Origin of the sequence: Streptomyces capillispiralis (assembly GCF_007829875.1) — a bacterium.
GTDB classification, from domain to species: Bacteria; Actinomycetota; Actinomycetes; order Streptomycetales; family Streptomycetaceae; genus Streptomyces; species Streptomyces capillispiralis.
On record NZ_VIWV01000001.1, the window covers coordinates 5,477,213 to 5,488,826 of the forward strand.

Annotated in this window: 11 protein-coding genes; 9 read left to right on the forward strand and 2 right to left on the reverse strand. The window is 70.7% G+C overall.

What is annotated here, in order from left to right; genetic code table 11:
• Positions 1-311: 311 nt before the first annotated feature.
• The 6 genes from FHX78_RS23805 to FHX78_RS23830 all read left to right on the forward strand — a co-directional run bounded on the left by FHX78_RS23805 (position 312) and on the right by FHX78_RS23830 (position 4,783).
• Positions 312-749 (forward strand): DUF3052 domain-containing protein, encoded by a 438-nt coding sequence (locus FHX78_RS23805; protein WP_167530103.1) that lies wholly within the window; start codon positions 312-314, stop codon positions 747-749.
• A gap of 114 nt (positions 750-863) precedes the next feature.
• Positions 864-1,322: a peroxiredoxin gene (locus FHX78_RS23810; protein ID WP_145869450.1), complete on the forward strand. Its 459-nt coding sequence runs from the start codon at positions 864-866 to the stop codon at positions 1,320-1,322.
• 113 nt (positions 1,323-1,435) lie between these two features.
• A complete protein-coding gene (locus tag FHX78_RS23815) occupies positions 1,436-2,011 on the forward strand; it encodes a calcium homeostasis/redox stress adaptation protein (RefSeq protein ID WP_145869451.1) in 576 nt (191 codons plus the stop codon).
• A gap of 134 nt (positions 2,012-2,145) precedes the next feature.
• The gene (locus tag FHX78_RS23820; protein ID WP_145869452.1) at positions 2,146-2,721 is read left to right on the forward strand and encodes a TerD family protein; all 576 of its coding nucleotides are present in this window, start codon (positions 2,146-2,148) and stop codon (positions 2,719-2,721) included.
• A 49-nt stretch (positions 2,722-2,770) separates the two neighbouring features.
• On the forward strand, positions 2,771-3,910 hold the full coding sequence (locus FHX78_RS23825; RefSeq protein WP_145869453.1) for a DUF475 domain-containing protein: 1,140 nt from the start codon (positions 2,771-2,773) through the stop codon (positions 3,908-3,910).
• 135 nt (positions 3,911-4,045) lie between these two features.
• Entirely contained in the window at positions 4,046-4,783 is a 738-nt protein-coding gene (locus FHX78_RS23830) for a TerD family protein (RefSeq protein ID WP_145869454.1), read from the forward strand.
• Positions 4,784-4,893: 110 nt separating this feature from the next.
• Here the strand turns inward: FHX78_RS23830 and FHX78_RS23835 are convergent, their stop codons facing one another.
• Positions 4,894-5,862 carry a TerD family protein gene (locus tag FHX78_RS23835; protein WP_145869455.1) on the reverse strand — a complete coding sequence of 323 codons (969 nt, stop codon included), beginning with the start codon at positions 5,860-5,862 and terminating at the stop codon, positions 4,894-4,896.
• 168 nt (positions 5,863-6,030) lie between these two features.
• On the opposite strand from FHX78_RS23835, the gene FHX78_RS23840 reads away from it, so the two are divergent.
• From FHX78_RS23840 to FHX78_RS23850, 3 genes are all read left to right on the forward strand, one after another.
• Positions 6,031-7,197 (forward strand): HpcH/HpaI aldolase/citrate lyase family protein, encoded by a 1,167-nt coding sequence (locus FHX78_RS23840; protein ID WP_145869456.1) that lies wholly within the window; start codon positions 6,031-6,033, stop codon positions 7,195-7,197.
• Positions 7,198-7,363: 166 nt separating this feature from the next.
• Positions 7,364-10,072, forward strand: a complete 2,709-nt coding sequence (locus FHX78_RS23845) for a phosphoribosyltransferase (RefSeq protein ID WP_373313057.1) — start codon at positions 7,364-7,366, stop codon at positions 10,070-10,072.
• Entirely contained in the window at positions 10,072-10,884 is an 813-nt protein-coding gene (locus FHX78_RS23850; protein ID WP_145869457.1) for an HAD family hydrolase, read from the forward strand. Before FHX78_RS23845 ends, FHX78_RS23850 begins: the two co-directional genes overlap by 1 nt.
• 9 nt (positions 10,885-10,893) lie before the next feature.
• Here the strand turns inward: FHX78_RS23850 and FHX78_RS23855 are convergent, their stop codons facing one another.
• Complete coding sequence (locus FHX78_RS23855; RefSeq protein WP_167531833.1) at positions 10,894-11,610, reverse strand: DedA family protein; 717 nt, start codon at positions 11,608-11,610, stop codon at positions 10,894-10,896.
• Positions 11,611-11,614: the final 4 nt, after the last annotated feature.

An 11,614-nucleotide genomic window follows, 5' to 3' on the forward strand; every position in this document is an offset into this window, starting at 1 on the left:
CCCCGGACGTCATCTCTACCGAGAGGTAATCCGGTGGTGGGACCGGTACGGTGACGCATGGGACGTACTTGCGAGTCTCGTACCCTCAGACGGTTCCCAAACGCCCAAACAGGGCACAAAGGTGTGGTGCACGTCACTGCGGGCCATGATGGTGTGCCTGGAGTTGCGGTGACCCGGCCGGGAACGTCACCGTTTCGGCGGTCCGGATGGCCGGGTACTTGCGCGATCGGTCCCGCCCGTGTGGACTACGGCCAATGCTTCGCGCACGCGCGTGGCTGAGATATTCCCAAGACATGATCAGGAGGCAACCCGTGAGCGCGACCGCGGACCACGCGGAGGAGCGGACGAACCCTGCCGCCAGGCTGGGGTTCCAGCCCGGGCAGGTGGTCCAGGAGATCGGCTACGACGACGACGTCGACCAGGAGCTCCGCGAGGCCATCGAGGGCGTCATCGAGAGCGACCTTGTCGATGAGGACTACGACGACGTGGCCGACGCCGTTGTGTTGTGGTTCCGCGACGACGACGGCGACCTGACGGATGCGCTGGTGGATGCCACCACGTACATCGAAGAGGGCGGCGCGATCCTGCTGCTGACGCCGAAGACCGGCCGTTCGGGGTACGTGGAGCCGAGTGACATCTCGGAAGCCGCGACCACGGCCGGCCTGACGGCGTCGAAGAGCGTCAGCGTCGGCAAGGACTGGAGCGGCAGCCGGCTGGCGACGCCGAAGGCGGCCAAGTCGAAGCGGTAGACCACTGCCCGGGACGGGCCGGCCACGTCGTGCGTCGGCCCGTCCGAAGGCCTGGCCTGCTCCCTGCGTAGGGTGTTTCCGAGCGAATCACCCCCCGAAGGGACGAACACGACGATGGCGATCCAGGTCGGCGACAAGGCCCCCGACTTCGAACTCAAGGACAACCACGGCGCCACCGTGACGCTGTCCGGCTTCCGTGGCCGGAAGAACGTGGTGGTGCTCTTCTACCCGTTCGCCTTCACCGGCGTGTGCACCGGCGAGCTGTGCGAGGTCCGCGACCGGCTGCCGCAGTTCTCGGACCGCGACACCCAGGTGCTCGCCGTCTCCAACGACTCCATCCACACCCTGCGCGTCTTCGCCGAGCAGGAGGGACTGGAGTACCCGCTGCTCAGCGACTTCTGGCCGCACGGCAACGTCTCGCGGGCGTACGGCGTCTTCGACGAGGACAAGGGGTGTGCCGTGCGCGGGACCTTCATCATCGACAAGGAGGGCGTCGTGCGCTGGACCGTCGTCAACGGTCTGCCGGACGCCCGTGACCTGAACGAGTACGTCAAGGCACTCGACACCCTGTGATTCTTCGGTTCCAGGGCCTGCGGGCCCCGGGAACCCGTCACTAGGATCGACTCGTTGATCCGACATCCAACGCACTACGGGGCTCCCCGCCCCTGGACACCAAGGGAGGACTCGTGGGAGTCAGCCTCAGCAAGGGCGGCAACGTATCGCTGACCAAGGAGGCGCCGGGCCTGACCGCGGTCATCGTCGGACTGGGGTGGGACGTCCGCACCACGACCGGCACCGACTTCGACCTGGACGCCAGCGCGCTGCTGCTGAACAACTCGGGCAAGGTCGGCAGCGACGCCAACTTCGTCTTCTTCAACAACCTCAAGAGCCCGGACGGCTCGGTGGAGCACACCGGTGACAACCTCACCGGTGAGGGCGAGGGCGACGACGAGCAGATCAAGGTGAACCTCGCCGGCGTCCCGGCGGACATCGAGAAGATCGTCTTCCCGGTCTCCATCTACGACGCCGAGAACCGCCAGCAGTCCTTCGGCCAGGTGCGCAACGCGTTCATCCGCGTCGTCAACCAGGCCGGCGGCGCCGAGATCGCCCGCTACGACCTGTCGGAGGACGCCTCCACCGAGACCGCCATGGTCTTCGGCGAGCTCTACCGGCACGGTGCCGAGTGGAAGTTCCGCGCCATCGGCCAGGGCTACGCCTCCGGCCTGCGCGGCATCGCGCAGGACTTCGGCGTGAACGTCTGAGACGGACCCGTCCCGGGCGGGCACGCCCGAGCCCGGCCGCCTTGTACGGCCACACCGCCCGGCGTCGCACGGTTTACGTGCGGCGCCGGACGTGCAGTACCACCTGAGAACAGGCCCCAAGGGGAGGGACCAGCATGGGCGTCACACTCGCCAAGGGAGGCAATGTCTCCCTGTCCAAGGCCGCACCCGACCTCACCCAGGTGATGGTCGGGCTCGGCTGGGACGCGCGATCCACCACCGGAGCACCCTTCGACCTGGACGCCAGCGCGCTGATGTGCACCGGCGGCCGGGTCATGGGGGACGAGTGGTTCGTCTTCTACAACCAGCTCACGAGCCCGGACGGCTCGGTGGAGCACACCGGTGACAACCTCACCGGCGAGGGCGACGGCGACGACGAGTCCCTGCTGGTCGACCTCTCCAAGGTGCCGGTCCAGTGCGACAAGATCGTCTTTCCGGTCTCCATCCACCTGGCCGACGAACGCGGCCAGACGTTCGGCCAGGTCAGCAATGCCTTCATCCGCGTGGTGAACCAGGCGGACGGCCAGGAACTCGCCCGCTACGACCTGTCCGAGGACGCCTCCACCGAAACCGCCATGATCTTCGGCGAGCTCTATCGCTACCAGGGCGAGTGGAAGTTCCGTGCAGTGGGGCAGGGGTACGCGTCGGGGCTGCGGGGCATCGCTCTAGACTTCGGAGTCAACGTTTCGTAAAGCCGGTCACGGCAGCGGGGGAGACCCGTTAACACACCTGGGGTAGCCAGTGGTTTTGAAAACCTTCGGCTGGTCGTTCGCGGTCACCGCGCTCGGACTGGTCGCAGCGGTTCTCTTCGGGGGGTGGACCGCCTTCGGCATCGTGGCGATCCTGTCCATCCTCGAGATCTCGCTGTCCTTCGACAACGCGGTGGTCAACGCCGGCATCCTGAAGAAGATGAATGCCTTCTGGCAGAAGATCTTCCTCACCATCGGCATTCTGATCGCCGTCTTCGGCATGCGGCTGGTCTTCCCCGTCGTGATCGTCGCCGTCAGCGCGCAGCTCGGCCCGATCGAGGCCGTCGACCTCGCGCTCAGCGACAAGGACCGTTACCAGGAACTCGTCACCGACGCCCACCCGGCGATCGCCGCGTTCGGTGGCATGTTCCTGCTGATGATCTTCCTCGACTTCATCTTCGAGGACCGTGACATCAAGTGGCTCGGCTGGCTGGAGCGCCCGCTGGCCAAGCTCGGCCGGATCGACATGCTGTCGGTCTGCATCGCGCTGATCATCCTGCTGGTCTCCGCCATGACCTTCGCCACCCACGCCCACCAGCACGGCGGCGCGCACGTGGACAAGGCCGAGACGGTGCTGCTGTCCGGCATCGCGGGCCTGATCACCTACATGATCGTGGGCGGGCTCTCCGGCTTCTTCGAGGACAAGCTCGAAGAGGAGGAGGAGCACGAACACGAGGAGGAGGAGAAGGCCGCGCGGGAGGGCAAGCCCCGCACGGTGGTGGCCATGGCCGGCAAGGCCGCGTTCTTCATGTTCCTCTACCTGGAGGTCCTGGACGCGTCCTTCTCCTTCGACGGTGTGATCGGCGCCTTCGCCATCACCAACGACATCGTCCTGATGGCCCTGGGCCTGGGCATCGGCGCCATGTACGTCCGGTCCCTGACCGTGTACCTGGTCCGCCAGGGCACCCTGGACGAGTACGTCTACCTGGAGCACGGCGCCCACTACGCCATCGGCGCCCTCGCGCTGATCCTGCTCGTCACCATCCAGTACGAGATCCCCGAGCTGATCACCGGCTCCATCGGTGTCATCCTGATCGGCTGGTCCTTCTGGTCCTCCGTACGCCGCAACAAGCGGCTGGCGGCGGCCGAGGGAAACGCCGACGACAAGACTGAGGTCACCTCCGGGGTGTGACAGCCCTTCGGGTGAGGAACGCTCTCGACGGGGCGGCTTGCGAGGACCACTCCTCGGGGCCGCCCCGTCGGCCGTCCGGGACACCACGGGTCCCGGCGGTTCTGGCGGGGTTCGACGACTGGACTTGGGGCGGGAATGGGTTTCCTGGACGGACTGTGGCGCAGCAACGAGAGCGCCTTCGACTCGGGCAACGCGGCCACCAACGCCATCGAGCTGACCAAACGGCACGGCCAGGTGTCGCTGACCAAACAGGGCGCGGCCACCGGCCATCTGCGCATCAACCTGAGCTGGCGGATGCGGACCTCCGACTTCGGCGGCTCCCAGCGGGAGAGCCTGCTGCGCCACCCCTTCAAGGCCCTCAAACCGCCGGAGGTCATCGGCCACAGCCAGAGCATGGTCAACGTCGACCTGGACCTGGGCTGCCTGTACGAGCTCCAGGACGGCACCAAGGGCGTGGTCCAGCCCCTCGGCGGCTTCCTCGGCGACGTCAACGAACCGCCGTACGTCAAGCTCAGCGGCGACGACCGGTTCGGCTCGGGCTCCGGCGAGACGATGTACGTCAACCTGGACCACCGGGAGAACATCAAACGCCTGCTGGTCTTCGCCTACATCTACGACCAGACGCCCGCCTTCGACCGTACGCACGCCATGGTCACGCTGTACCCCAGCAACGGCCCGCGGATCGAGATAGGCCTCGACGAACGCCACCCCCAGGCCCGCTCCTGCGCGGTGGTGATGCTGGAGAACGTCAAGGACGAGATCATCGTCCGCCGCGAGGTGAAGTTCGTCTACGGCTTCCAGGCGGAACTGGACCGCCTGTACGGGTGGGGACTGCAGTGGGGCAGGGGCTTCAAAACGAAGGCCGGGCGGTGACGGCGTCTTGGTCGTCCAGGCACGTCGGGTGACGGTCGGGGAGGAGCCGGGCGGCTCCCGGGCCCGGTCGGTCCGCCCGGAGCGCGGCGGGCGGAGTCGGGCGGCAGGACTCAGCGGCCGATGAACTGCGGCCCCTGCGGCGGGAGCCGGAAGTCCGGGTCGGGAGCCGCGGTGGTGGCCGGCGGCGGGAACCCGTACCCGGACGGCGCGCCCGCCGGGGCGGCCGTGGCGGGCGCCGGGGGATAGCCGTAGGCGGACTGCCCGGCCGGATGCGGGTAGCCGTAGGCCGGCTGGGCGGCCGCTGCCGCGGGCTGCTGCGGCGGGTAGCCGTAGGCGGGCTGCGCGGGCACCCCGGCCGGCTGCTCGGGCGGCAGCGGGCGCGACACCTCGGGAGCCGCCGGGGCGGCCGGCGCGTGCGGCTGGGTCAGCGCCTCGGAAGAGGGCCGCTCCGGCGCCCCGTCGGGGGCCTGGACGTGCGTCTGCGCCGTCGCGGGCACCTGCTGGGTGACGGCGGCGTCGGGCTCCTGCGCGGCCTCCGACTCGTCCACCGAGATGCCGAAGTCGGTCGCCAGGCCCTTCAGCCCGTTCGAATAGCCCTCGCCGAGCGCGCGGAACTTCCAGCCGTCCCCGCGCCGGTACAGCTCGCCGCAGATCAGCGCGGTCTCCTGTCCGGTCTCCGGCTTGACGTCGAAATACGCCAGCGCGTCCCCGTCGGCGGCCTGTGCGTCGTACAGCAGGATGCGCAGCGCCCGTACGCCGTCGAAGGTGACGCCGTCCGCCGACGCGACGAGCAGAATCCGGCCGACGGCGGGCTCGACACCGGCGAGGTCTGTCTGGATCGTGTCGGTGAGGCCCTCGGCGACGCGCTTCTTGCCGAGTCGCCACACCTTCCCGGAGGGGTGCCGGGGCTGGTTGTAGAAGACGAAGTCCTCGTCGGAGCGCACACGATCGTCGGGGCCGAGGAGCAGCGCGGAGGCGTCGACGTCCGGTACCCCCTGCCCGGGCGACCAGCGCAGCACGGCACGTACCGTGGTGGCCTCGAGTGGGACGTTCGACCCCTTCAGCATCGCGTGCGTCATGCGGTCATCCTGCCTTCTCCGTCCTGGTCACGACAACGTGGGGGTGTGGAGCCGACACAGCGGGGTTACCGGATGTTCATAGCCGGAGGGAACCTCCGACATGCATCTCTACGTACTATTACCGGCCACCTTTTCCCATCACGATCACCCAGGCCACGGGGGAGTTCAATGCGTCATTTCGGGCACATCGGCCCTGCGGTGCGGAAACGTCTCTTCTACCGGGAGCCGGGCGAGTTCACGCGCGACTCCCCGGCCCGGCTGCTCTCCGCAGCCCTCGGCGCCACCCTCTACAGCCCCGCGACCCGGCCCCGGCTCGCCGACGACATCGTCAAGCAGGGCGGACGCGGCGTGGTCTCGATGGTGCTGTGCCTGGAGGACTCCATCGACGACGCCGACGTCAGCGCCGGCGAGGAGAACCTCGTGCGCCAGTTCGCGGACCTGGCCGGGCGGACCGGGGCGGATCTGCCCCTGCTGTTCATCCGCGTCCGCGCCCCCGAGCAGATCCCGGACCTCGTCCACCGCCTAGGCCCCGCCGTCCGGCTGCTGTCCGGATTCGTACTGCCGAAGTTCACCGCGGAACGCGGCCTGCCCTACCTGGAGGCGCTGGCCACCGCCGAGGCCGACAGCGGCCACCGGCTGTTCGCCATGCCGGTCCTGGAGTCGCCCGAGCTGCTCTACCGCGAGTCCCGCGTGGAGACCCTGGAAGGCATCTTCCGCGCCGTGGACAAGTACCGCGACCGCGTGCTCGCGCTGCGGCTCGGCGTGACCGACTTCTGCTCCTCCTACGGACTGCGCAGAGGCCCCGACATGACGGCGTACGACATCCAGGTCGTCGCCTCCGTGATCGCCGACGTGGTGAACATGCTGGGCCGCGCCGACGGCACCGGATTCACCGTGACCGGGCCCGTCTGGGAGTACTTCCGGGTCCAGGAGCGCATGTTCAAGCCGATGCTGCGGCAGAGCCCCTTCCTGGAGGGGCAGGCCGTGGCGCTGCGCGAGACGCTGATCGAGCACGCCATGGACGGTCTGCTGCGCGAGATCTCCCTCGACCGGGCCAACGGCCTGCTCGGCAAGACCTGCATCCACCCCTCCCACGTGCTGCCGGTGCACGCGCTGTCCGTCGTCAGCCACGAGGAGTACAGCGACGCCCAGGACATCCTCCGGCCGGAACGCTGCGGTGGGGGTGTACTCAGGTCGGCCTACACGAACAAGATGAACGAGGTGAAGCCGCACCGCGCCTGGGCCGAGCGGACCCTGCTGCGCGCCGAGGTCTTCGGCGTGGCCAACGAGGACGTCGGCTTCGTGGAGCTGCTCGCGGCAGGCCTGGCGGAGTGACCGCACGGACCGCATCGACTGCGCCTGCCGTGCCGGACACGGCGACCGCACCGACCGTGCCGGACACGGCGACCGCCGCGACGGCAACCACGGCACCGATGGCACGGACGGCACCGATTGCACCGATGGCACCGATGGAACTGACGGAACCGACCGCAAGGAATTCATGGAGAAGGTTGTGAACGAGGGGATGCACCGCCCGGTGCGCCGGCCGACGCCGGCCGGCGAGGCCGTCTGGTCCGGCAGCTGGGTCACGGAGCGGCTCGGGGTCGAGCTGGCCGGGGACGACCGGCTGACCGAGCTGCTGGGGCTGGCCCTGCGCCGCAACCCCAAGCGGGCCCACCTGCTGGTGTCCAACGTGCTCGGCAAGCACGTGCCCCAGTCCCCGTCCGTCGTCCACGGCCACGGCGTCGCACTCGGCCGCCGGGTGCGCGAACTGCTCGGCGACGAGGCGGACGGCGCGGTCGTCCTCGGCTACGCCGAGACCGCGACCGGGCTCGGCCACTCGGTCGCCGACGGCCTGGGCGTCGCCCCCTACCTGCACTCCACCCGCCGCCCGGTCGCCGGGTCCGCCACCGCCGGGGGCTTCGAGGAGGCGCACTCCCACGCGACCTCCCACCTGCTGCTCCCGGAGAACCCGCGGTTGCTGGCCGGGGACGGCCCACTGGTCCTGGTCGACGACGAGTTCTCCACGGGCAACACGGTGCTGAACACCGTCCGGGACCTCCACGCGCGGTATCCGCGCGGGCGGTACGTGGTGGTCGCCCTCGTCGACATGAGGTCGCCCGCCGACGCCGGCCGTCTGGACGAGTTCGCCCGCGAGATCGGGGCGCGCATCGACCTGGTGACGACCGCGCGGGGCACGGTCCGGTTGCCGGACGGCGTCCTGGAGAAGGGGCAGGAGCTGGTGGCGCGGTACGAGAGCGCCGCGGAAGGCGGCCGGTCGTCCGCGTCCGCGTCGGGGCCTGCCGCGCAGGTCGCCGCAGCCGCGCCCCCGACGCCGGCCGCGCAGGTCGCCGCAGCCGCGCCCCCGGAGGGTGCTGCCGGCCCCGTCGGCTCCGCGGCGGACGGTGGGGCAGCCCACCCGGGGACGCGCGGAACCGCGCCAGTGTCCGGGGGCGGCCCCCACCCGGCCGGTGAGCCGACGCGGCACGTCACCCGCGTCGACCTGCGCTGGCCCTCCGGCCTCCCCGACGGCGGACGCCACGGCTTCACCCCGGCACACCGCGCCCACCTCGAATCCGCGCTCCCGGACATGGCGGCCCGCCTCGCCGGCGCGCTCCCGGCCGGCGCCCGCCGCGTCCTCGTCCTCGGCTGCGAGGAACTGATGTACGCCCCGCTGCGCCTCGCCCACGAGCTGGAGCGCACCACCGAAACCGACGTGCGCTTCTCCACCACCACCCGCTCGCCCGTCCTCGCCGTCGACGACCCCGGCTACGCGATACGCACCCGCCTGGTCTTCCCCGCCCACGACGACCCGGCCGACGGCCCCGGCGAGCGCTACGCCTACAACGTCGCCGGCAACGGCTTCGACGCCGTCGTCGCCGTCGTCGACTCCGTCGCCGACACCCCCGCGCTGCACGCCCCCGACGGCCTGCTCGCCCGGCTCGCCGAGCACACCCCGCACGTCCTCCTCGCCGTCGTACCGTCGTACGTGCCCGCCGCCCAGGACGCACCCCGGGGCGCCCGACCGGACGCCCCCGAAAGGCCCGCCACCATGCTGCCCGAGCCCCTCAGAGGCCCCGCCTTCTCCTCGTACGCGCCCGAGGAGGTCGGCTGGCTGCTCCAGGACCTCTCGGACGTGACGCTGGAGGCGCCGACCGAGGAGCGCGAGGAGGCCATCCAGAGCGGCGGCGCCCACTACGCCGAGTCGCTGCCCGTGGAGTACCAGCCCAGCGAGCAGTACCAGGAGCTGTTCCACGCCGCGCTGGACGACTCGGCGGCCCGCCTCGCCCACGCGGTGGGCGTCGTCACCGAGACCGTGCTCGCCGAACGGTCGCCCCGCCCCGTGCTCGTCTCCCTCGCCCGCGCGGGCACCCCCGTCGGCATCCTGATGCGCCGCTGGGCCCAGCACCGCCACCAGCTCGACCTCCCCCACTACGCCGTCTCCATCGTCCGCGGCCGGGGCATCGACGCCAACGCACTGCGCTGGCTGGCCGCCCACCACGACCCCCGGGACGTCGTGTTCGTCGACGGCTGGACCGGCAAGGGCGCCATCACCCGCGAACTCGCCCAGGCCGTCGAGGAGTTCGAGAAGACCGAGGGCGTCACCGGCTTCGACCCGGAGATCGCGGTCCTGGCCGACCCCGGCTCCTGCGTCCGCACCTACGGCACCCGCGACGACTACCTGATCCCGTCGGCCTGCCTCAACTCCACCGTCTCCGGCCTGATCTCCCGCACCGTGCTCCGCGCCGACCTGGTCGGCCCGCACGACTTCCACGGCGCCAAGTTCTACCGCGAACTCGCCGGAGCCGACCTGTCGGTGGCCTTCCTGGACGCCGTCTCCGCCCGCTTCCCGGAGGTCACGGACGCGGCCTGCGCCCAGGCCAAGGAACTCCTCTCCGCCGACCGCACCCCCACCTGGGAGGGCTGGGCCGCGGTCGAACGCATCAGCGAGGAGTACGGCATCCACGACGTGAACCTCGTCAAGCCCGGCGTCGGCGAGACCACCCGGGTGCTGCTGCGCCGAGTGCCCTGGAAGGTGCTCGCCCGCGCCGGAGCCGGCACCGACCTCGACCATGTGCGGCTGCTCGCGGAGCAGCGGGGCGTCCCCGTCGAGGAGGTCGCCGACCTGCCCTACACCTGTGTCGGACTGATCCACCCCCGCTACACCCGGGGCGCGACCGGAGCCGACGGCAAGGCGGTGACCCTCTGATGCCCGTCATCGTCGCCAGCGACCTCGACCGCACCCTCATCTACTCCGCCGCGGCCCTCGCCCTGACCATGCCGGACGCGCGGGCGCCCCGGCTGCTGTGCGTGGAGGTCCACGAGAGCAAACCGCTGTCCTTCATGACGGAGACGGCGGCCCAGCTCCTCACCGACCTCGGTGACACGGCCCTCTTCGTGCCGACGACCACCCGCACCCGCAAGCAGTACCAGCGCATCAACCTGCCCGGGCCGGCGCCCACCTACGCGATCTGCGCCAACGGCGGCCACCTCCTCGTCGACGGCGTGTCCGACCCGGACTGGCACGCTCAGGTGCTCGCCCGCCTCGCCGACGAGTGCGCCCCGCTGTCCGAGGTGCAGGAACACCTGCTGCGGACCGCCGACCCGGTCTGGGTCCGCAAGCACCGCATCGCCGAGGACCTCTTCGCCTACCTCGTCGTCGAGCGTGAGCTGCTGAACGAGGAGTGGGTGAAGGAACTCGCGGTCTGGGCGGAGAACCGCGGCTGGACCGTGTCCCTCCAGGGCCGCAAGATCTACGCCGTGCCCAAGCCCCTCACCAAGAGCGCGGCCATGCACGAGGTCGCCCGCCGCACCGGCGCCGAACTCACCCTCGCAGCCGGCGACTCCCTCCTCGACGCCGACCTGCTGCTCGCCGCGGACCGGGGCTGGCGCCCCGGCCACGGAGAACTCGCCGACGCCGACTGGACGGCCCCCGCGATCAGGGCCCTGCCCGAGCGAGGCGTCCTCGCCGGCGAACGCATCCTGCGCGAATTCCTCCGGACGGTCCGCTCGCCGGGATGAGGCCCTGCCTCACCCCTCGCGGGAACGGGTGAGCGGACGCGTGCCGTCGGCCGCCGCTCGCCCGTCCCGCCTCCGGCTGCCGCCTCCCGGACGTATCAGCCGCAGGACCACGAACACCAGCACCGCCAGCGCGGCCACGCCGAGGACCACCTTCGAGTAGGCGGAGACGATGTCCGTCACCTGCTGCCAGTTGTCCCCCAGCGCATAGCCCGCGAGCACGAACGCCGTGTTCCAGATCGCGCTGCCCAGTGTGGTCAGCCCCAGGAACAGCGGCAGCCGCATCCGCTCCACACCGGCCGGCACCGATATGAGACTGCGGAAGATCGGGATCATCCGGCCGAAGAACACCGCCTTCGGCCCGTGCCGCACGAACCACGCCTCGGTCCGCTCGATGTCCGCGACCTTCACCAGCGGCAGCCGCTCCGCTATCGCCACCGTCCGGTCCCTGCCGAGCAGCGCACCCACCCCGTACAGCGCGAGCGCGCCGATCACCGAGCCCGCCGTGGTCCACAGCAGCGCGGCGAGCAGACTCATCCGGCCGCTGCTCGCGGCGAACCCCGCCAGCGGCAGGATCACCTCGCTGGGCAGGGGAGGGAAGAGGTTCTCCAGCGCGATGGCGAGGCCGGCGCCGGGGGCGCCCATGGCGTCCATCAGGTCGTGGACCCACTGCGGTCCGGCGCTCGCGTCGGCGGCCGCTGTGATCGTGTGCGCTGCGATGGCTGTCATGCCG